At 65.2% G+C, this 21,432-nt stretch carries 13 protein-coding genes and 3 pseudogenes; 10 read left to right on the forward strand and 6 right to left on the reverse strand.

Annotated elements, in window-relative coordinates:
- Positions 1-135: 135 nt before the first annotated feature.
- A complete protein-coding gene (locus ACVMB1_RS25830; RefSeq protein ID WP_229193443.1) occupies positions 136-1,071 on the reverse strand; it encodes a LysR substrate-binding domain-containing protein in 936 nt (311 codons plus the stop codon).
- A gap of 186 nt (positions 1,072-1,257) precedes the next feature.
- Between ACVMB1_RS25830 and ACVMB1_RS25835 the strand changes: the two genes are divergently transcribed.
- The 6 genes from ACVMB1_RS25835 to ACVMB1_RS25860 all read left to right on the forward strand — a co-directional run bounded on the left by ACVMB1_RS25835 (position 1,258) and on the right by ACVMB1_RS25860 (position 9,711).
- Complete coding sequence (locus ACVMB1_RS25835) at positions 1,258-2,244, forward strand: NAD(P)-dependent oxidoreductase (protein ID WP_141340730.1); 987 nt, start codon at positions 1,258-1,260, stop codon at positions 2,242-2,244.
- Positions 2,245-2,295: 51 nt separating this feature from the next.
- Positions 2,296-3,627, forward strand: coding sequence for an MFS transporter (locus tag ACVMB1_RS25840; protein ID WP_456814844.1), 1,332 nt, complete (start codon positions 2,296-2,298; stop codon positions 3,625-3,627).
- 29 nt (positions 3,628-3,656) lie between these two features.
- Entirely contained in the window at positions 3,657-4,985 is a 1,329-nt protein-coding gene (locus ACVMB1_RS25845) for an MFS transporter (RefSeq protein WP_141340728.1), read from the forward strand.
- Positions 4,986-5,007: 22 nt separating this feature from the next.
- Complete coding sequence (locus tag ACVMB1_RS25850; protein ID WP_141340727.1) at positions 5,008-6,033, forward strand: amidohydrolase family protein; 1,026 nt, start codon at positions 5,008-5,010, stop codon at positions 6,031-6,033.
- 191 nt (positions 6,034-6,224) lie between these two features.
- Positions 6,225-6,899: an RraA family protein gene (locus ACVMB1_RS25855; protein WP_141340726.1), complete on the forward strand. Its 675-nt coding sequence runs from the start codon at positions 6,225-6,227 to the stop codon at positions 6,897-6,899.
- Positions 6,900-7,224: 325 nt separating this feature from the next.
- On the forward strand, positions 7,225-9,711 hold the full coding sequence (locus tag ACVMB1_RS25860) for a TonB-dependent receptor (RefSeq protein WP_456815369.1): 2,487 nt from the start codon (positions 7,225-7,227) through the stop codon (positions 9,709-9,711).
- A 119-nt stretch (positions 9,712-9,830) separates the two neighbouring features.
- Here ACVMB1_RS25860 and ACVMB1_RS25865 read toward each other — a convergent pair whose 3' ends face one another.
- The 3 genes and pseudogenes from ACVMB1_RS25865 to ACVMB1_RS25875 form a co-directional block, all read right to left on the reverse strand.
- Positions 9,831-10,604, reverse strand: a complete 774-nt coding sequence (locus ACVMB1_RS25865; protein WP_456815370.1) for an SDR family NAD(P)-dependent oxidoreductase — start codon at positions 10,602-10,604, stop codon at positions 9,831-9,833.
- A gap of 185 nt (positions 10,605-10,789) precedes the next feature.
- A complete protein-coding gene (locus ACVMB1_RS25870; RefSeq protein WP_168855389.1) occupies positions 10,790-11,413 on the reverse strand; it encodes a hypothetical protein in 624 nt (207 codons plus the stop codon).
- Between the two features lie 62 nt (positions 11,414-11,475).
- Positions 11,476-11,922 (reverse strand): annotated as a pseudogene (locus ACVMB1_RS25875) (LysR substrate-binding domain-containing protein); the annotation flags it as partial.
- Between ACVMB1_RS25875 and ACVMB1_RS25880 the strand changes: the two are divergent.
- Positions 11,914-12,594 (forward strand): annotated as a pseudogene (locus ACVMB1_RS25880) (SDR family oxidoreductase); the annotation flags it as partial. The pseudogenes ACVMB1_RS25875 and ACVMB1_RS25880 overlap by 9 nt on opposite strands.
- A gap of 19 nt (positions 12,595-12,613) precedes the next feature.
- Here ACVMB1_RS25880 and ACVMB1_RS25885 read toward each other — a convergent pair.
- A complete protein-coding gene (locus ACVMB1_RS25885) occupies positions 12,614-16,963 on the reverse strand; it encodes a translocation/assembly module TamB domain-containing protein (RefSeq protein ID WP_456849355.1) in 4,350 nt (1,449 codons plus the stop codon).
- Positions 16,963-18,987, reverse strand: coding sequence for an autotransporter assembly complex protein TamA (locus ACVMB1_RS25890; protein WP_456849357.1), 2,025 nt, complete (start codon positions 18,985-18,987; stop codon positions 16,963-16,965). Before ACVMB1_RS25890 ends, ACVMB1_RS25885 begins: the two co-directional genes overlap by 1 nt.
- A gap of 188 nt (positions 18,988-19,175) precedes the next feature.
- On the opposite strand from ACVMB1_RS25890, the pseudogene ACVMB1_RS25895 reads away from it, so the two are divergent.
- The 3 genes and pseudogenes from ACVMB1_RS25895 to ACVMB1_RS25905 form a co-directional block, all read left to right on the forward strand.
- Positions 19,176-19,778, forward strand: a pseudogene (locus tag ACVMB1_RS25895) (transposase); the annotation flags it as partial.
- Between the two features lie 39 nt (positions 19,779-19,817).
- Positions 19,818-20,009, forward strand: coding sequence for a hypothetical protein (locus ACVMB1_RS25900; protein ID WP_141343034.1), 192 nt, complete (start codon positions 19,818-19,820; stop codon positions 20,007-20,009).
- 125 nt (positions 20,010-20,134) lie between these two features.
- Complete coding sequence (locus ACVMB1_RS25905) at positions 20,135-21,385, forward strand: ABC transporter substrate-binding protein (RefSeq protein ID WP_028333311.1); 1,251 nt, start codon at positions 20,135-20,137, stop codon at positions 21,383-21,385.
- Positions 21,386-21,432: the final 47 nt, after the last annotated feature.

Consider the following 21,432-nt stretch of genomic DNA (forward strand, 5'->3'; position numbering starts at 1 on the left):
GCCTGCGACGCTGCCGCCGCAGGCGAGAGCACGACACATCCGCGCCCCAGCACCTGACATTGAACGATGCAAGAGCAGGGCCAGACGGGATGCCGGAAGACTACGGCCGACGAAAGTATAGGGCGTGCGGCACGATCAACGACTCACTGCCGCAACCTCCGGAACAAGCGGCGGTGCGCTGCGCGACGCTGCCTGCAGCGCGCATTCGACGAACCGGCGCGGCAGCAGCGAGGCGTTGGAGCGCATCGCCACCAGCATGCGGCTCTCCGCATCCGGCGTGTCCAGCGGCTTCGCCACCACATTCATCACGCCAGCCTGCTGGTAGCACGACGGCAGGATCGACAGCCCGATCCCGGCCGCAACCAGGCTGAGCACGGTGCGCAGTTCATGCGCCTCCTGCACCACGCGCGGGGCAAAGCCCGCCCGCCGGCACAGCATCGCGGCCTGATCACCGACACCGCAGCCGCTCTCGGCCATACCGACGAATTCATGCTCGGCAAGGTTGGCCATCTCGAGCGCGCCCTTCGCGCCGGCCAGCGGATGATCCAGCGGCAGGAACACCATCAGCCGGTCGCGCCAAACCACATGGACCTGCAGATCGGCCGCCGGCCTGAAATCGAGCGGCGGGCGCATAATCGCGACATCGAGTTCGGCGTCGGCAAGCGCGCGCAGCTGCGTTGCCGTCGACATGTGCCGGAGTTCGATCTTCACCCGCGGATAGCTGGCGCGAAAGCTGCGGAACAGCTCGGCGAACATGTCGAGCATCGGGACCGAGCCGGTGAAGCCGACGCGGATCATGCCGGCCTCGCCGCGCGCCGCACGGCGCACCGTCTCCGACGCCAGATCAAGCTCGCTGACCGCGCGCCGCGCATGTTCCAGCAGCAATTGTCCGGCTTGCGTCAGTTCCACCGCGCGCCGCGTCCGCGCCAACAGGCGCGTGCCGAGCTCTTCCTCCATCGCCTTGATCTGCGTGCTCAGCGGCGGCTGGCTGACATGCAAGCGTTTGGCGGCGCGGCTGAAGCTGAGCTCTTCGGCTACCGCGATGAAGTAACGAAGCTGCCTGTAATCCATCGCTTATTCCGATTCCCTATAAGTCGGGGGTCAACAAGGTATTTGACCTCACGGGGCCGTTTCCCGATCTTCGCGCGAAATCACCAGTCCTCCAAGGGAGAAGCGCGCGAAATGCGTCAGGTTCAGACACGACGGCGCGGCGCTCGCAGCGGGTCAGCCATGCAATATCGCAGCGGACGATAGAAGATGACCGTTCCGTTTCGCGTTCTCGTCACCGGCGACAGCCTCGCGCCGGCCGCCGTCAATGTCCTCAGCGAGATCGGTGCAGATGTCGTGCTGATGCGCGATGCCGTCACGCCTGAGCGTCTCGCGCATGAGATGGCGCGGGCGCCGACGCAGGCGATCCTGATGCGCGGCAATCCGGTGTTCTCCGCCGCCACCATCGCCGGCAATCCGCACCTGCGCGTGATCGCAAAGCACGGCGCCGGCATCGACAGCGTCGATATCGATGCCGCAACCGCCAGGCGCGTGCTGGTGATGGTCGCGGGCGACGCGAATGCGCCTGCGGTTGCCGAGCACACCATCGCATTAATCCTCGCGCTCGGGCGCGACGTCGTCAGCCTGAACGCGCGAACCCATTCCGGCGCCTGGGACCGCGCCACCTATCGCGGCCGCGAAATCCGCGGCCGCACGATCGGCCTGGTCGGCTTCGGTCGCATCGCCCGGCACGTCGCCCGCGCGGCGGCCGCGCTCGGCATGAGCGTCGTCGCGCTCGGCCGGAGCAGCGGCCGTGTCGATCCGGCGCTGGCGCGCGAAGCCGCCGATCTCGCCGAGCTGCTTGCGGTCTCCGACATCGTCAGCCTGCACGCGCCGCTGACCGATGCGACGCGCGGCATGATCGATGCCGGGCGGCTCAACGCCATGAAGCCCGGCTCCCTCCTGATCAACACCGCGCGCGGCGCGCTGGTCGACGAGGACGCGCTGTGCGCGGCGCTGCGCATCGGCCATCTCGCCGGTGCCGGCCTCGACACGCTGGCGGAGGAGCCGCCGGCGAAAGACAGGCCGATCCTGCAGGCGCCGAACCTGATCGTGACGCCGCATATCGCAGCCCAAACCGGCGCATCGATCACGCGGACCGGCGTCGAGGCCGCGCGCAACATCGCAGCTGTCCTCACGCAACGCGACATCGATCGCGCCAATGTGGTCAACCCGGCGGCACTCGACGCGCCTTAAATCTCGCAGAAACGGCCCACCAAGAGGCCGCGACATCAAGAGGAAACGAACATGAATCTGGGGTGGCTGTCCAAGCTGTCCACCGTCGAACGCAAGACCTTCTTCGCCGCCTTCGGCGGCCTTGCACTCGATTCGATGGACACGACAATCTACGCGCTGGTCACGCCGGCGCTGATCGCAACGCTGAGCCTGTCGCGGCCTGACGCCGGCATTCTGGCTTCCAGCTCGTTGATCGGCACCGCCCTGGGCGGCTGGGTCGCCGGAATTGCCGCGGACCGGTTCGGCCGGGTGCGCGTGCTGCAATTCACCATCCTCCTGGTCGCGGTCTCGACCTTTGCCGCCGCCTTTGCCGACGGCTTCTGGTATCTCTTGGTCGCGCGCGCCATCCAGGGCATGGGCTATGGCGGCGAGGCCGCGGTCGGTGCCGTGCTGGTCGCCGAAGTGGTTTCGGCCGGCATGCGCGGCCGCGTCGCCGCCGCGATCCAGAGCGGATACGCCGTCGGCAATGCGCTGTCGGTGGCGCTGTTTCCCGTCATCTTCGGCTGGCTGTCGCAGGACATGGCCTGGCGCGTGTTCTTCGCGATCGGAATCCTCCCCGCGCTGCTGGTCTTCTTCGTCCGCCGCTTCGTGCCGGAATCCGCGATCTTCGTCGAGGAGAAGGCACAGCGCGCCGCCTCGCCGGCGCATAGCTTCTGGACCATCTTCACCGGCGAGCATCTGTTCAAGACGCTGGTCGCGACCTTCTTCACGACCGGCACGCTTGGCGCGGCCTATGTGATGATCACCTGGCTGCCGACCTATCTGCAAACCGGGCTGCATCTACCGGTCACGCACACCGCCGGCTATCTCGCCGTCAACATCTTCGGATCATTCGTCGGACCGATCGCCTTCGGCCTGATCACCGACCGCATCGGCCGCCGCAAGGGTTTCATGCTGTTCCTGGTCTGCCAGGCACTGAACGTCGTCGTGTACACCCAAGCGCCGATCGGACAGGGCATCACGGTCATCCTCGGATTCTTTCTCGGCGCGCTGCAGGCAGGCCTCGCCTCCGGCCTGATGCCGACCTTTGCCGAGCTGTTTCCAACCAGCATCCGCGCCAACGGCGCCGGATTCGCGCTCAGCGCAGGGCGTGGCCTCGGCTCGATCGTGCCGGCGACCGTCGACATTCTCTCGACGCGGATGCATCTCGGCGACGCAATGGCGATCTGCGCCATCTGCGGCTACACCGCCGCGTTCTGCGCGGCATTGCTGCTGCCCGAGCAGCAGGGCATCGACCTCAGAACGATGACAGCAGGCGCAGCTTCGGACGACGCCGAACGGCTGCCGCACGAACGAGAGACTGGACACCCTAACAACATCCGAAATGGCGTCGCGACCCAATGAACGCCATTACAATGAACGGGAGGATTGCAATGGCCGGAGCGTCCGTCACTGAGCTCGAACAACAGACCATCCGCCGCGTCTATTGGCGGCTGATCCCGATCCTGTTCGTGATGATGTTCTTCAACTATCTGGACCGTATCAATCTCGGCTATGCCGGGCTGACGATGAACAAGGACCTCGGCCTCAGCCCCGCGATCTTCGGCTTCGCGGCCAGCATCTTCTTCCTCGGCTACATGGTGCTCGAGGTGCCGAGCAACCTGATGCTGCACTGGCTCGGCGCCCGGATCTGGCTGGCGCGCATCCTGATCACCTGGGGCCTCGTCGCCGCGCTGACCGCCTTTGTCTGGAATCCGCTCAGCCTCTACGTCATGCGGTTCGGCCTCGGCGTCGCGGAAGCCGGCTTCATGCCCGGCGTGGTGCTTTACCTCACCTACTGGTTCCCGGCGCGCTATCGCGCCCGCGCGGTGGCGGGATACATCATCGCCGGCTCGTTCTCGGCGGTTTTGGGCGGGCCGATCTCGACCAGCATCATGACCTCGTTCGATGGCACTGCCGGTCTCCACGGCTGGCAATGGATGTTCCTCGCCGAGGGCGTGCCGACCATTCTGCTCGGCCTGTTCACGCTCTATTATCTCACCGACCGCCCGGCCAAGGCGAGCTGGCTCACCAAGGAACAGGCGGCCTGGCTGGAGGGCGAACTCGCCGCCGAGCGGGCCGAGATCGAACAACAGGGGCAGCACAGGTTGATCGAATGCGTGCTCGATATCCGGGTCTGGCTGCTGGCGGCGCTGTTCGGCTGCGCATTGGTCGGGATCTACGGCCTCTTGCTGTGGCTGCCGCAGATCATCAAGGGCATGGGCAATCTCAGCAACATCCAGGTCGGCTTCCTCTCGGCGATCCCGCCGCTGCTCGGCGTCATCGGCACCATCGTGGTCAGCCGCAGCTCGGACAAGACCGGCGATCGCAAGTTTCATCTCGCGGCGGTCTATCTGCTCGCCGCCGTCGCGATGCTCGGCAGCGCCTATGTCGCGAGCCCGGTGCTGGCCTTCGTGTTCCTGTGCATCGTCGGCTTCAGCCTCAATGCCGGCAACCCGCTGTTCTGGAGCATCAATGCCTCGCTGCTGACCGGCGCGGCCGGCGCCGCCTCGATCGCGCTGGTCAACACGCTGGCGCAGTTCGGCGGCCTGATCGGGCCGTGGTGCATCGGCCTGATCAAGGACTCCACCGGAAGCTTCTCCTGGGCATTGGTCGGCATCGCCGGCTTCCTGCTCGTCGCCTCCGCCATCGCCGCCACCATGCGCGTCAAGCCGCGCGAGACGGAATTGACGGGCGCGATCCCGTCATCCGTCGCACACTGACACCCCTGCCAAGGAAGCAACCATGATCATCGATTGTCACGGCCATTACACCACCGAGCCGGCCAAGCTGCAGATCTTCCGCGACAAGCAGCTCGCCGGCCTCGCCGACAAGTCGCGCCGGCCGCTCACCACCAATCTCGGCATCACCGATGACGAGATCCGCTCCAGCGTCGAGGGCGCGCAGCTTCGCCTGCAAAGGGAGCGCGGCACCGACGTCACCATCTTCTCGCCGCGCGCCGCCGGCATGGCACATCACGTCGGCAAGGAAGCGACCAGCCGCGAATGGACCACGATCTGCAACGACCTCGTGCACCGGGTCTGCACGCTGTTCCCGCAGAACTTCGTCCCCGTGTGCCAGCTGCCGCAGAGCCCGGGCATCAAGCCTGCCAACTGCATCGAGGAGTTGGAGCGCTGCGTGACCCAGCTCGGCTTCGTCGGCTGCAACCTCAACCCCGATCCCGCCGGCGGCTATTGGTGCGATCCGCCGCTGACCGACGAATGGTGGTATCCGCTGTATGAGAAGATGGTCGAGCTCGACGTGCCGGCGATGGTCCATGTCTCCTCGTCCTGCAATCCCTGCTTCCACGGCACCGGCGCGCATTACCTCAACGGCGACACCACCGCCTTCATGCAGTTCCTGACTTCGGATCTGTTCAAGCGCTTCCCGACCCTGCGGTTCATCATCCCGCATGGCGGCGGCGCGGTGCCCTACCACTGGGGCCGCTACCGTGGCCTCGCGCAGGACATGAAGCTGCCGCCGCTGTCGGAGCATCTCTTGAAGAACGTGTTCTTCGACACCTGCGTCTATCACTTGCTCGGCATCGAGCTGTTGACCAGGGTAATCCCTGTCGAGAACATCCTGTTTGCGTCCGAAATGGTCGGCGCGGTCCGCGGCATCGATCCTGAAACGGGTCATCACTTCGACGACACCCGCCGCTATATCGACGCGCTGCCGCTGAGCGCGGCGGACAAGGCCAAGATCTTTGAAGGCAACGCCCGCCGCGTCTATCCTCGCCTCAACGCCCATCTCGAACGCCGCGCGCATTGAACGAAGCGATCGATGTTTCCGGCCCCGTCATTGCGAGGAGCGTCAGCGACGAAGCAATCCATCGCTCAGCATCTGCGGAAGCATGGATTGCTTCGCTTCGCTCGCAATGACGGTGATGGTCCTACAAGCAAGATATTTCCATCGTCCCGATTGCAAACGTACAATCACGCCCAACATACCGGAGAAAACCGATGGCCATAGGATTTGCTATTCACAAGGCGAAGCGGAAAGTGTCGCCCGATCTCGTCGCGCGCTACCGCACCCTGCCGGTCGCCAATATCAGCGATTCGATGTCGCGGATCGCGGGCACCAACCGGCTGCAGCCGATGCATGCCGGCGGCTGGCTCGGCGGCCCGGCGCTGACGGTCAAGACCCGGCCAGGCGACAATCTGATGGTCCACAAGGCGATCGACCTGGCCCAGCCCGGCGACGTCATCGTGGTCGATGCCGGCGGCGTGCTGGTCAACGCCATCATCGGCGAGATCATGTCGACCTTGGCCGAGAAGAAGGGCGTCGCGGGCTTCGTGATCGACGGCTCGATCCGCGATGCCGGCGCGATCCGCGCCGGATCATTCCCGGTGTTTGCCGCCGGCGTCGCCCATCGCGGACCCTACAAGGACGGCCCGGGCGAGATCAACTGCGCCGTCTCGATCGATGGCATGATCGTCGAGCCCGGCGATCTCGTCGTGGCCGACGACGACGGCGTGCTCTGCGTGCCCTATGACGACGCCGAGGCGATCTGCAAGCTGACCGAGGCCAAGAAGGCGACCGAGGAAAAGGCGATCCAGCAAATCCTCGCCGGCACCAGCGACCGCCGCTGGGTCGACGAGGCCCTGCAGCGCCTCGGCTGCGAGTTCAAGGACTGAGACGATCGGCGGTCCCAAAGGTGGCGATGCCCGCCTTTTGGGCACCAATTTGCGCCAAGTCGGCCGGAATCATCCCGCCCGTATCGTGTGCGTGTGCCCGTCCATCAAAATCGGGAATTTTTCCCGATTCCAGATGGAAAAGAATCCCGGTCCCCCGGGACTGATCTTGTTTGCCAAAGCAAGGGCGTTCCCGCAGTCTCCGAGCCAAGGTTCGTCGGGGATCAAGCCGAACCGCGGCTTGGGGGTGGGCGTCATGGCTGCTGCGTTGTTGCGTGCGGCAACACGGTCTTTGTCTTCTTCGGTCTATACGCGAGGCGCTGCGGCCGTGCTGGCTGTTATTGGCTCTGCACTGCCATCGACTGTCCTGCATGCTCAGACGGCCGATCCGGTCCCCACTGAACTGCCGCCCGTCAACGTGATTGCGCCCACGCCTCTGGCCGGCACCCGCAGCGCAAGGCCGACGGCACGGCCGGTGGTTCGGACCACGCGAACCGCGCGAACCCGAACCGGACCTGTTGCTCCGGCAGCGGGCCCCGATGTCGGCACCGCTGCACCCGGCCCCTCCGACCGCGCCTCCACCCTGATTGATCGCGACAAGGTCCCGTCCAACACCGCGGTGATGACGACGCAGGATTTCAGCCACAACTACTCGACCAACTTCCTCGATGCTGTGAACCGCAAGCTGCCCGGCGTCACGCTCGGCGACCAGACCGGCAATCCGTTCCAGCGCAACCTCGACTACCGCGGCTTCACCGCCTCGCCGGTCCAGGGCACGCCGCAGGGCATCGCGGTCTATCAGAACGGCGTGCGCATCAACGAATCCTGGGGCGACGTGGTCAACTGGGACTTCATCCCGGAAAAGGCTATCGACAGCGTCGCATTGTTTCCCAACAATCCGGTGTTCGGCCTCAACGCGATCGGCGGTGCGCTGAGCATCCAGATGAAGAACGGCTTCACCTATCAGGGCTCCGAGGCTGAACTGTTCGGCGGCTCTTACGGGCGCGTGCAGGGCAGCGTGCAGGCCGGCGGCCAGAGGGACAACATCTCCGCCTACGCTGCGTTCGAATCCGCGTATGATCGCGGCTGGCGCGACTACGCCAATTCGTCGCACATCAACCGCATGTATGTGGATGTTGGCGCACGCAACGACGACACCGAATTTCATGTCAATTTCACCGGCGCCAGCAACCTGCTCGGCAATGTCGCGGCGACGCCGGTGCAGATGCTCAATCAGCGCTGGTCGAGCGTCTACACCTGGCCGCAGACGACGCTGCTTCAGCTCGCCTTCGTCAACGCCACGCTGAACCATAATTTCTCGGATACCTGGTCCTTCCAGGGCAATGCCTATTTCCGCGGCTTCCGGCAGACCCATGTCGACGGCAACGGCACCGACGTGCATGCCTGCGACGGGGGAGACAGTTTGTGCATCGGCGACGACCTGCCGATTTTCGGTCCGGCGGGAGGTCCCTCGGTTCCGAACACGCTGGGCAACACCTTCCTTGGCGAAGTCGACCGCAACCGGGCCGCGACCAACAGCTTCGGCGGCACAGCCCAGCTGACCAACTCGGACAAGCTGTTCGGACACGACAACCACGTCGTGATGGGCGTCAGCGTCGACCACGGCAACACGAAATTCACGGCGACCAGCGAGCTCGGAACGATCGATCCGAACAACCTGTTCGTGACCGGCACCGGCATCTTCATCAACCAGCCCGATGCCGGTCTCGCCCCGGTCGACTTGCGCGCCACCAACACCTACACCGGCGTCTATCTCACCGATACCTTCGACGTGACGAACAGGTTCTCGGTCACTGCTGGTGGACGATTCAACTATGCCCAGATCGATCTGCAGGACCAGACCGGGACAAATGACCAGCTCAACAGCAGCAACCGATTCCAGCGCCTCAACCCGGTGATCGGCGGCACCTACAAGATCACCCCGAACCTCACCTTCTATGCCGGCTATTCGGAGGCCAACCGCGCGCCGACGCCGCTCGAGCTCGGCTGCTCCGATCCGGCCCGCCCCTGCGTTATCGATTCCTTCCTGGTGTCCGATCCGCCGCTCAAGCAGGTGGTGTCGCACACCATCGAGGCCGGCTTCCGCGGCACCTGGGGCAACGACGCCAGGACCGGCGTGCTGAGCTGGGGCCTCGGCGCATTCCACACTCTGTCCGACGACGACATCATCCGGGTGCAGAGCCCCATCGGCACAGGCAATTTCGGCTATTTCCAGAATGCGGGGCAGACCCTGCGGCAGGGCATCGAAGCCAAGCTCGACTACCGCGTCAATCGCTGGAACGCCTATGCCAACTACACCTTCATCGACGCGACCTATCGAAGCGCAAACACGTTGCCGGCTCCCGACAACCCGAACGCCCTGACCGACCCGAACAACGATGACGTCCGGTTCATCAACGTCAAGCCGGGCGACCATATCCCGGGCATTCCGGCGCACCGCTTCAAGGCAGGTGTCGAGTACCTCGCCACCGACGCATGGAAGGTCGGCGCCGACATCAACGTGGTCGGCAGCCAGTGGCTGATCGGCGACGACACCAACCAGAGCCAGAAGGTCCCGGCCTACGCGGTCGTGAACCTGCACACCTCCTACAGGATCACGCCGAATATCGAGGTGTTCGGCCTGATCAACAACGTCTTCAACCAGCATTATTATCTCGGCGGCGCGTTCTACGAGACTGGCGGCTTTGCCAGCGCCGGAGCCGCGCCCAATTTGATGGCGCAGCTGACCGATCCGCGCACCTTCGTGCCCGGCATGCCGCTCGCCGCCTATGCCGGCATCAGGGCGAAGTTCTAAAGCGCGATGTGATTAGGTTGAATCGTCATCGCGCTTTAGCTCTTTGTTTGAGCATGATCTTTTCGCAAAACCGCTTCGCACTTTTCCGGATCATGCTTTAGGGCAATTCCTGGAAGACGCTACGCCACCGTCCCGCCATCGACCGGCATCGCGATGCCGGTGACGAACGACGCCTTGTCCGACAGCAGGAACACCGCGACCTCCGCGATCTCCTCGGGACGCGCGGCGCGGCCCATCGGATTGCGGGTGACCGCGGCCTTGATCAGCTCCTCTGGATCGGCCTCGTTGTGGCCCGGCTGGTCCGGCCGGTTGACGAACACCCGCAGCATCGGCGTGTCGATCGCACCGGGGCAGATCGCGTTGACGCGGACGCCGTCCTTGGCGTGGCGCTTGGCGAGCGCGCGCGCCAGCCCGATCACGCCGGCCTTGGCCGCCGAATAGGTCGGACTCCACGGCGAGCCGACCAGGCCCGAGGTCGATGCAGTGAACAGGATGCTGCCCTGGCGCCGCGCGGTCATCTGGCCGAGCGCCGCGTTGGTGGTGATCAGCTGCGAGCGCAGGTTGAGATCGACGCTGAGATCCCAGCCTTCCAGATCGTCGATCACGGACGGACCGGGAATGCCGAGGTGATTCCACACGCAGTCGAGCGCTCCAAATTCCTTCGCGGTTGCCGTGACGATGTCGCGCGCAAAGCCGTCGTCGCGCAGATCGCCGGTCAGCGCCAGCGCGCGTCCGCCGCCCTTTTTGATCTCGTCGACCACCGCCTTCGCGCCGGCCTCGTTCTGGTCGACCACCGCGACCGCCGCGCCCTCGCGCGCGAGGATGCGTGCCCCGGCGCGGCCGGCGCCGGATCCCGTGGCGGTGACGAGTGCGATCTTGCCCTGCATGTCCATGTTTCGATCCTGACTGTGCCCGTGAGCTCGAGCCTTCTTGGTTGTGACGTTCTGGTTGAATCAGGACCGCAGCGCTGCCGTCTTGCGCTGACGCGCTAAAGCATGATCCGGAAAAGTGCGAAGCGGTTCCGAAAAGATCATGCTCAAACAAGGAGATAAGGCGCGATGACGATTCTCATCGCGCTTCAGCGCCCACCGAACAGGACCGGAGACTGGCCGGGCAGCAGCTGCGAATGAATGTCGCTGTCCATCCGCTCCGCCCCTTGCTGGGTGAAGCTCGCGCCGAAGGACAGGCTGAGATTCGAAGTCGGCCGAAACTCGAGTCCCGCGCGCGCAGAATAGCCGGCGTTGACGCCGGGATTGCCGCTGAACGGCGCCAGCGGTCCGCCGGCCCCGGGCGGATTGTATTTCAGCGTGTCGAAGCCGGCGAAGAAGGTCACGGGCGTATTGCCGACGCCCCTGAAATTGTAGCCGAACTGCGCGCCCTGATATTCCAGCGAGCCGAACGCCGCCGATTGGCCGAGCGCGTTCCAGCCGACGCGACCGCCTTCGCTGCCGGCGAACCAGCCGTCGGGCCGGCCGTTCAGATACGAAAAATCGCCGCCTTGCGCGCCGGCGGCGTCAAAGCTCGGAAAGTTTCCGTAGGTATCCGCCTTCTGGCCGTCGGCGAGGCTGCCGCCGAAGCCGAACAGCGAGCCCGGCGTCCAGTAGCGCACCGGGCCGGCCTGGGCACTGGCCTGCTGCTGGCCGCTCAGGCACAGCGCCAACACTGCGATTGCGGGGCCGAGTTTGCTTACCAAAGTGGTCATCAGATTACCGTCACGAGCACAGGGATTATACGTCCCACCGACCGGGAACACCAGCCTGCGCCCTACCCCGCCGCGAGCAGCTTCTGCTTCAGCAAAACCGTCAGCCAGTCGGCAAATACCGGCAGCCTCCGCGACAGGTGCTGACGGTGCGGATAGAGCAAGGTCATCGGCATCGGCTCGGCGCGGTGCCCCGGCATCAGTTCAACGAGCGGGCGTCGATATGCCGCTTCACGTCGTCCGCGGGAATCTGGCCGGCGAGGCAGCAGGCGATATGAGCCTCGGCGCTGTTGACGGTGACGCAGCCACGCATCGCGATCGTGCGCGTTGCGCCCTGCTCGCTCCACTCCCACTCCTCGATGCGGCCGGTGGAGGGCGAGGCGTAGTTGACCGCCCAATGCGCGCCGAGATCGTCGGGCGTTCGCGGCGTGCCGTGGCGTGCGAGATATCCGGGGCCTGCGACATTCATCAGCGTCAGATCGCCGAGCGGCTGCGATCAGACCGGAATCGCTGCGATCGTGATCCACTACAACAGCGCGGCCACCAAGGCCGATGCCGACGCGACGGTGGCGGCGCTGCAGGCCGCAGGCAGCAAGGCGGTCGCCTTCCAGGCCAACCTCACGACATCGGGCGCGATGGAAAAACTGTTCGCCGACGCGGTCGCCGCGATCGGCCGCCCCGACATCGCGATCAACACCGTCGGCAAGGTGTTGAAGAAACCGATGATCGAGATCTCGGAGACCGAATATGACGCGATGAGCGCGGTCAACGCCAAGTCTGCGTTCTTCTTCCTCAAGGAGGCCGGCCGCCACGTCAACGACAACGGCAAGATCTGCACGCTGGTGACGTCGCTGCTCGGCGCCTACACGCCGTTCTATGCGGCCTATGCCGGCACCAAGGCGCCGGTCGAGCATTTCACCCGCGCGGCATCGAAGGAGTTCGGCGCGCGCGGCATCTCGGTCACCGCGATCGGCCCGGGTCCGATGGACACGCCGTTCTTCTATCCGGCCGAAGGCGCGGACGCGGTCGCCTATCACAAATCGGCGGCGTCGCTGTCGGGCTTCTCCAGGACCGGGCTCACCGACATCAAGGACATCGTGCCGTGGATCCGCCTGCTGGTGTCGGACGGCTGGTGGATGACCGGCCAGACCATCCTCGTCAACGGCGGCTACACCACGAAGTGAGGCGCGATCTCGGTCGCCCTTACCATTCGAATCGCGTGCCGACTCCGACGGATGTCGAGCCCTTCGCATCGACATCCGACTCGACGCGGATATGGCGCGTCACGTCGACATTGGCCGACACTCCTGACTGGCTGGCGCTCGCGCCCGTCCGCACGCCCACGCTCAGCCTGTCGCCGATCGCGCGCGAGGCGCCGACCATCGGACCGCCCGCTCCGGCGCCGACGTCCAGATTGTCGACCCCGAGCGAGCGGCGCATGCGGTCCACCGTTCCCTCGCCACCGCTTGCGAACTGAGCCGCGGCCCCGGCGAGCTGCACGGCCTGCGAGGTCGTCAGGCTGCCCGAACCCTTCTGAAAGAGAATGCGCGACAGGATCTCGTCCTGCGGCAACTCGGGCTGCGAATGGAAGGCGAAGACCGGCGCGGCCGCCGGGCCCGAGATTCCGACCTGCGCGGTGATGTCAGAGGCCTGTATCTCTGCCGCGAAATCGAGCTCGGGCGCGAGATCGCCATTGAAGGAGAGATTGCCCTTGGTGAAGGTCAGCGTCTTTCCGAGCACCACAAGCTTGCCCTGATAGAGCGAGAAAGCCCCCTTCGGAACCGGCGCGTTGCTCGTGCCGCCGACATGAACGGAGCCGCCGAGTTCTGCGGTTACCCCGCGGCCATGGATGAAGACGTGGTTCGGCGCCGAAACTGTCACGTCGAGCGCGGCGTTGAAGAGCGCCGGACGCTTCTTGTTGCCTTTCGGCGTCTCGGCCTTGCGCGCAGCTGCGAGCCGTGCAGCGGCCTGCCCCGAGGCGTTCACATGGTTGATGCCGTCGATCGGCTTCAGCGCCGACGGCAGGCGATCCGGAATATCGACGTTGACGCGAGTCAAGTCGACGCGACCGACGATCCGCGGATCGCGCGCCAGGGCGCCTGTGACGTCGATAGCGAGATTGGCCTGCGCGGTCGCCAGCGCGCTGGAAGCAAGCGTCGCCTGCTGACCGCGAATCGAGATCGTGCCTGGAAAACCTGCATCCGGGGCGACCCTTACCTCACCGGAGCCGGACAACGTACCGCCGTTGGGCGTCACCGCGGTCAGGCGCTCCACGACGATGCGCTCTCCTTCGGCGGTGATTTTCGCGTCGACGGCATCAAGGCGCGTACCGAGCATGCTGTCACGGAAGGTACCTCCGCTCATGGTGGCGACACCGCCGATCTGTGGCCTGGTACGCGTGCCGCCGACACGGGCATCGAGCGTAACGCTGCCGGACACGGTACGGCCGGAGGCGGAAAGCGCGGCATTGGCGACGGCGGCATCGAGGCGGACCTTCGCGGTCAGCACGATCGGACCCGTGGCGTCGAACGGCACCGTGCCCGACGCCGTGATCGCGCCGGCTCTTCCCGCGGCAATTGTGGTGTTCAGGCTCGCGCGGCTGCCATCGAGCCGTCCGTCCGCGGCAACGTCGATCGGCGGCAGGCCGGCGCTTCTGGTCTGCGGCGCGGTGAGCTGCTTGACCGCGACTTTGTACTGGCCGGTCGGCGCGCTCATGGAGCCCGCAATGGCCGCTGACGCGTCGAGGGTCCCGCTCAGGCCCAGACCGGGTATCGCGACATCGGCCTCGCCGAGCGGGATCGCGCTGGCCATGGCCTTAAGGTCGAGCACCTGGCCGGCCTTGCCGTCCACCGTGAAGCGGCCGCGTCCAATCCCGAGCGCCAGATGCTCGATCAGCACCGTGCCATCGTCGAGCGTGAAGCCCGCGGGGCCCTGCAGCGCAATCGCTTTGGCGCCACGGCGCGCGGTGAAGCGGTTGAGATCGAACCGCACCCGCTCCCTGGTGGTCAGTGCACCCACGGCATCGAGATCGAATCCGGCAGCCTTGGCGGACAGGCCGATCGTGCTCGCATCGGCATTGCCCGCGGCCGCCAGCGTGACGTTTGAGACTGTCTGACCGCCGAACTCGGCACCATTGACCTGCGCATCAGCATTGAGCACCGGATGGCTGTAGAGATGGGCGCCATCGGCGCGCAGATCGAAACTGCGGACGGCCGCACCCGCGGCACGGATTCCCGCGCCCTTGCCGGCAAGCCGGATCGACTGTTGGCCGCCATCGGCCGAAGCGGCAAGGTCGAGTGAGGCCGAACCGGCGAGCTCTGTAAGCGCAAGCGGCGAGAGATCGGCGAGCGCCCCGGCTGCGAAGCGAATCTGCCCGCTGGCGAATCTCTGGGCGTCGATCGTTGCTGCCCCCTTCAGGGATACCGATCCGATCGCGATGTCGACGGTCTTTGCGTGCCATCCGGCAAGGGCGGGAGCTGCGCGATCGTCGGGCTCCGACGATCGACGACTCAGCTGAACAATCCCGCGCGCTGGCTTGCCGTCGACGGAGCCGTCGAGCTTGGCCTCGACAGCACAGACTCCGTTGATGTCGTTGACCGTCGCGGCGAGCCCGAGATGCGGAATCGGACGCCGCATCGCGGTGGCACGATCCACCGAGGCCACGAACGAAACCCCGGGATGCGCGAGCCCGCCTGTCAGGCCGACGTCGAGAGCTCCCGCACCGGTGAGGCGAGCATCGGCCGCCGAGAGATCCGGCAGGTCCACACGCGCCGACAGGTCGCTCGAGTCGCGCGTCACTGTTCCTTTGGCGCGAACCGCAACATGGGCACCATCGATCGACGCGTCGCGGACCGTGTAAGTGTCGCGTCCGTCAGCAGAGATGTCGGCTGCCAGTGCGAGCCGCGCCCCCGCGAGCCCATCGAGCGCCGCAAGTCCCGTCGCAAGCTTCTCGCCGGCACCTGACATTCTGATATCGAAGCTGCCACGCTGTAAATCCGTGTCGAGATCGAGGCCGAACGCCACCGAACCCTTGAGCTTCAACCCGGCAAGGTCGGCAAAGGCGCCGAGGTCGGGCACGGTTCCGGTTGCCCGGCCATTCAGGCGATCGGCGCTGACATCGCCTGTATAGGTGGCCTGAACCGTTGATGTGCCGACCTCGAGACGCTCGATCCTGGCGCGGCCGCCCAGGTCCGTATCGCCATGGAGCACGAGCGACGCGGTGTTGCCGATCGCGGCCGCCAAACTCGCGTCGCGTGGCGCGATGCCGGAAGCGCGCAGGTTCGCGTCAAGGATGATACGCGTTGCGGGATCGCTGGCCTCGGCACGAGGAACGGCCGTGATCGAAGCATCAAGCGTCTCGACGTCTCCGTCCGGCAGATGAGCACCCGACAGCGCGAGCTTGACCGATGCTGTAGGAGCCTTGATTGGGCCGTTGACGCGGCTGTCGAAGACGAGGCTGCGGATCGAGCCTTGGTCAGTCTCGGTCACGTCGCCGTTGCTTGGCAAGGCGCGGATCGAAGCCGCAAAATCCACGACCTTGTCAGCTCGGAGCAGACCTTTCGCGTCGAGCCGTGCGAGACGGCTCGTCAGCGTCAGCCCGTCCAGGGCGACGCTGCCGTCGTCACCAAAATGCGTCGTACTGTCGAGATGGGTTTCGCCCGCGAAGACCGGCGCGGCGATCGCCGGCAACAACGGTTCGAGGTGACTGGCAAGGCGCGTTGCGAGCACTCGGGCCGCGCCGTTTCGGTCAAGCGCAATCGTGCCGGTCGCATCGATCGTGGGGCCGGCCTGCAACTTCAGGGCACCGCGAAAGCTGTCGAGCGTGCCCTTGCCTCCCAGTGCGAATGTGACGGGCGGCTCGCCCGGCAGATGGCCGAGCTTCGACATGAGTCCGTGGGCTGGCTCGTCGAGCGTGACGTCGAGGGTAAGCGCATTTCCCTGCGGAACGTAGGCGAGAGCGGCCTTGAAGTGGCCCGGAAAATCCTTGCGGGTGGCATCGAGGTTGAAGACGAGCCCTTCCGAGGGCGAGCCGAACTCGGTATTGCCGGTCGCCGCGACACTCAAAGCTTCACCCAGAATCGACTGTCCCAGCGTCAGGGCCCGCAGGTCGAAAGCCTTCACCTGCACCTTCACCGGAAGGTCAGGCAGCATCGGCTGATCGGACTCGGCGGCAGGCTGGTCGGACGGAAGCGGCTTTCGCCTGATCTCAAGTGTGCCGATCTCGAGACGGTCGATTTCCAGCCGCCCCAGCAACAATGCGCTGCGTCGCCAGACGAGGCGCGCCTTGTCGAGCGTCAGCCAGACACCGTCCTTGTCGGTGATGCTAACGTCGCGGACCGTTGCATCCGAGGACAGCACACCATCGACGGCGCCGACATGGACCTGGGTCGCCGGCGTCGAGAGCGTCCGCGAGACGAGACTGGCCAGCACATCCTGCTGGTTCTCGCCGCTCCCGCCCACCATTCCGTAGAGAACGACACCAAGCACCGCGGCAGCGATGAGACCCAAGGCCGCGACGGCGGAACCGATAATGAACAGCCGTCGGATGCGCATCAGAAGGCTTGCCCAATGCTGACATAGATCGCGTAACGGCTGTCGCCGGGCCGAGGGTTCAGCGGTGTCGCAACGTCAAGGCGGATCGGGCCGACCGGCGTGAGATAGCGCAACCCAAGTCCCGCGCCGTAGCCCACATAGTCGTCGAAGCCTGGCAGGGACGATCGGGAGGCGGTGCCAAAGTCGAAGAATGGCACGAGGCCGATGGTGGGAGTGATCCTGACCCGCACCTCGGCGGAGCCCTCGATCAGGCTGCGACCACCGGTGATTTGACCGAACATCATCGGCGAAATGGTGTTGAAGCCGTAACCGCGTACGGATCCGCCGCCGCCAGCGAAGAGGCGATGTGCGTCCGGAATCTGGTCGAGCGGCGCGCCCGCAAGCGAGCCTGCGGCCAACCGACCCGCCAGCACGTAGTCGGCCTGCTCGTCGAGCGTATAATAGGCCGAGCCCGCAACCCGCGCTTCGAACAGATCGATCGTGGAACCCATCAGCTTCGGATAGGCATTGACGGTCGCCGAGAGGCGCACACCGCGCGTGGGGTCGAGCGGATTGTCTGTCGTGTCGTAGCGGCCGGTCGCCGTGAAGCCGATCAATGTCGCATCGACCCGCCCCAGCACGTCCTGCGATTTCGATTGCTCGACCTGGAGACCGGCCTGCAGCGAAGCCGCCTCCGAAAAGCGATGGATCACGCCGAATGTGCCGCGCACCGTGTCGTCAGTGTAACCGCCGAGGTCGTTGTTGCCGACACGCTCGCGGAACGCAGTGGCCTCGATCAGTAGATCGTTGGCCGTACCGAACAAGCCCGGCTTGATGAAGGTGCCGGTAAAGCGTGCGCCGAAATCCGAGCCGCTCAGATTATTGAAGCCGGTGAAGGACGTGCCGTCGATCCGTTGCAAAAGCGAGGCGGACGCTTCGAGCCTCAGGCGCTCGCCGCCGCCGAATATGTTCCGATCCTCGTAGTAGCCAGCAATGCCGGGACCATCGACGGTGGAATATTTCGCCGAGAGGCCCACCGCGTGCCTGGGCCTTTCCGTCAAATCGATGAAGACCGGCAGATTGCCATTCTCATCGAGCTGGTCCGCCTCGCGGACGCGAATTCCCCCGATGGCCGGGATCTTTGCGATCGAGGTTTTCGCCAAGGCGAGCCGCTTTGGCGAATAAGGCTCGCCTTCCCTCAGGTAGACGTGCGTGGCCACTACTCTCGGATCGACGTCTCCGCCCGAGATCGTCACGGCGCCGATGCCGGCCTTGGGGCCCGCTTCGACCCGCAGCCGAAGGTCCATCGCGGCGGCGCCATGATCGACGGTGGCCTTGACGTCGGCGACCTTCGCGAGCGGATGTCCGTTGCTGCGGAACCAGTCGACGAGCTTCACCTGCGCGGCGCGCAGGTCGGCAGAGATCGCGGGATCGCCGGACTTCAGCGCAAACGCGCGGCGCGGCAATCCCTGCGGCGCTTGGTCGCGCGGATAGTCTACATCAACGGCACGCAGCTTGAACAACGGACCAAGTCGCGCGATGACCTTGACGGGCACAACGGTCCGATTGCGAAAGCTGTCGGCCCGGCGCGCGGCCGCGGCAAGCCCGATCTCGTCGAGGGAGATTGGAACTCCGTCTATAGTCACATCGATCTGAGCGTTGTAGCGGCCAAGCCCCCAAAGGGCATCGAGCAGCGGATTGATATCCGCCTGCAGCCGGCGCGCGAGACCTTCCCCGTCCGGCGGCGGTTCCTGTCGAAGGCGATAGGTGCCGGCGGCATCGCGCAATGCCTGTTCGGCGTCGCTATCGTTCTTGCCCTCCGGCGCCTTGGCTTCGATCTCCAGCCGATAGGACAGCGTCGTGGCGCTGACCGGCGGCGGATCGTCGGAACCGAACAGGCCAAAGAAGTCGAGCGCGTGAGCCTGCTCGCACAGCGAGCAACCGACGACAGCGACGCACGCCGAACGCAGAACGCGCCGCGCTGCAGCGATGAAATACCTCCGCCCTGCCCGCCCCGGCAAAGGCGGCAGGCATCGTCGCACCACGATTTGCTTGATTGTTCCGCTCCGCCTGCCTGTTGACGCGACCCGAGTCTCTGCACCTCAGGTTCCGGCGATCCCCTGTCTCCGCATTCAACAGGCACCACACGCGAAGTTGATAGACTCATGATGGACAATGTTGGGCAAACGCAAGGGAACTTCGACGTTCGTCGCAGTTATCGACTCTCCGATGCGCGCCACCATCGGTTCCGGCAACCGCATCTTGCGGACAATCCGCCACACGCGTCATCAGCTGGTACCTCATGCGCGCCCAGGAGAAGAACCGGCGCAGCGAGGCCGACGATCGTGCAATGGCCGAACGCATTGGCCGCCTCATCGAGGTCCTCGACAGCGAGATCGCCGAGATCGAGGCCGACATCGGCGCCTTGATTAAAGCCGAAGCGGAGATCGCGGACGATGCGAAGTTAATGCGTTCGCTGCCCGGCGTGGGTCCGGTGGCCTGCATGCAGCTCATCGCCCAGATGCCGGAACTCGGGCGGGTCGGACCGAAACAACTCGCAGCGCTTGCTGGCCTTGCTCCCTTCAACGTCGACAGCGGCGCCTTCCGCGGCAAGCGCAAAATTGCGGGCGGCCGAAAGCGCGTTCGTGACGCCCTTTATATGGCGGCCCTCAACGCAATTCGCAGGGCTGATCCGTTCAAGGCCTTCTATGCACGACTGCGACAGGCCGGAAAACCAGCCAAACTCGCCCTTATCGCCGTCGCCAGGAAGCTGTTGACGGTCCTCAATGCCATGATGCGAGACCGAAAGCCGTACCTGCAGACCAAACCAACGTAACAGTTGCCGGCTTTCGCCGGGACGACGTGCGGAGAGAGCATGGACGGCATTCTCTTCGGTGTCATGCCCGCGCGTGCGAGCATCCAGTGCACCGTGACCTCTCGGCTCAAGCAGGACCGTCTCTCGAATACTGGATCACTCGCATGCGCGGTGATGACACCGAACACGCTCCGCGGCATTGCGCCGCGAGCCGCGCTGCGGCGCAACAATCAAAATGAGACTGCCCGTTAAGCCAATTGGCGCCGACGACATCCGCGCCGCGCCCGCCTTCGGCTAGCTTTGCCGGCAACAACCGGACGCCCATCAGCCTTCGCACGCCAAGTGGACGCCGGCGACAACGCAGAGGGAGGAGCGCGATGTTGAAAGGCAGTTTGGGACTGATTGCGTTGAGCAGCCTGTTGCTTTCGGGCACGGCGTTCGCTCAGGAGAAGATCAAGGTCGGCGTCACCGCGACGCTCGAGGGCACCTACACGGTGCTCGGCGAGGACGGCATGCGCGGCTTCCAGACGGCGCTCAACGTGCTCGGCAAGAAGATCGGCGACAAGGAGCTCGAATTCGTCGTCGCCTCGACCGACGCGACGCCCGACTCCGCGGTGCGCGCGGTGCGCAAGCTGATCGAGCAGGACAAGGTGCAAATCCTGCTGTCGCCGCTGTCCGGCGACGAAGGCATCGCGGTCAAGAACTTCGCCAAGACCCATCCGGAGCTGACCTTCGTCAACGCCGCCTCCGGCGCGCAGGAAACGACCTATGTCGATCCGGCGCCGAACTTCTTCCGCTACAACATGGACGGCGCGCAGTGGCAGGTCGGCCTCGGCAAATACGCCTATGAGACCAAGGGCTATCGCAAGATCGCGACCGTCGGCGAGGACTACTCCTTCATCTACACCCAGGTATTTGGCCTGGTGCTCGAGTTCTGCGGCGCCGGCGGCCAGGTCACCAACCGACAATGGGTGCCGCTCGGCACCAAGGACTTTGCCTCCGTGATCGCCGCGCTGCCTGACGACGTCGACGCGATCTATCTCGGCCTCGGCGGCGCCGATGCCGTCAACTTCCTCAACCAGTATCAGCAGGCCGGCGGCAAGGCGCATCTGATGGGCGGCTCGATCATGATCGACCAGACCATCCTGTCGTCGAAGGGCAACGCCAAGAACGCTCTGATCGGCACCATCGCCGCCAGCGGCCAGGCCGATACCTGGGAGGATCCGGGCTGGCAGAAATTCGTCAAGGCTTATCAGGATGCCTTCCCGCCGGCCAAACGCTTCCCGAGCCCTTCGCTGCTCGCGACCAACTATTACGGCTCGACGATGGCGTTGATCCTGGCGCTGCGCCAGGTCAATGGCGATCTCTCCAACAACCAGGCCAAGCTCAAGGACGCGCTGGCGAAGATCGAGATCGACGCGCCGAACGGCAAGATCAAGCTCGACTCCAACCGCCAGGCGATCGGCACCAATTTCGTCACCGAGGTGGTCGATGACGGCAAGGGCGCGCTGTTCAGCAAGGTCGTCAAGGTGATCCCGAACGTCAACCAGACGCTGGGCTACGATCCGGCGGTGTTCGCCAAGATCGGCCTGCCGAGCCGCACGGTCCCGGAGTGCAAGAAGTACTGACGTATTTGTTGCAGTGCAGGCTGAACGGCCGCGGCATGGTGCGCGGT

The sequence above is a fragment of the Bradyrhizobium sp. USDA 4504 genome, assembly GCF_054063995.1.

Excerpts from the sequence above, each read along its gene's own strand:
- ACVMB1_RS25865 (WP_456815370.1), bottom strand. The coding sequence starts at position 10,604 with ATGGACATGCAGGGCAAGATCGCACTCGTCACCGCCACGGGATCCGGC.
- ACVMB1_RS25900 (WP_141343034.1), top strand. The coding sequence starts at position 19,818 with ATGGACGGCATTCTCTTCGGTGTCATGCCCGCGCGTGCGAGCATCCAG.
- ACVMB1_RS25850 (WP_141340727.1), top strand. The coding sequence starts at position 5,008 with ATGATCATCGATTGTCACGGCCATTACACCACCGAGCCGGCCAAGCTG.
- ACVMB1_RS25835 (WP_141340730.1), top strand. The coding sequence starts at position 1,258 with ATGACCGTTCCGTTTCGCGTTCTCGTCACCGGCGACAGCCTCGCGCCG.
- ACVMB1_RS25870 (WP_168855389.1), bottom strand. The coding sequence starts at position 11,413 with ATGACCACTTTGGTAAGCAAACTCGGCCCCGCAATCGCAGTGTTGGCG.
- ACVMB1_RS25905 (WP_028333311.1), top strand. The coding sequence starts at position 20,135 with ATGTTGAAAGGCAGTTTGGGACTGATTGCGTTGAGCAGCCTGTTGCTT.
- ACVMB1_RS25845 (WP_141340728.1), top strand. The coding sequence starts at position 3,657 with ATGGCCGGAGCGTCCGTCACTGAGCTCGAACAACAGACCATCCGCCGC.
- ACVMB1_RS25885 (WP_456849355.1), bottom strand. The coding sequence starts at position 16,963 with ATGCGCATCCGACGGCTGTTCATTATCGGTTCCGCCGTCGCGGCCTTG.
- ACVMB1_RS25830 (WP_229193443.1), bottom strand. The coding sequence starts at position 1,071 with ATGGATTACAGGCAGCTTCGTTACTTCATCGCGGTAGCCGAAGAGCTC.
- ACVMB1_RS25840 (WP_456814844.1), top strand. The coding sequence starts at position 2,296 with ATGAATCTGGGGTGGCTGTCCAAGCTGTCCACCGTCGAACGCAAGACC.
- ACVMB1_RS25855 (WP_141340726.1), top strand. The coding sequence starts at position 6,225 with ATGGCCATAGGATTTGCTATTCACAAGGCGAAGCGGAAAGTGTCGCCC.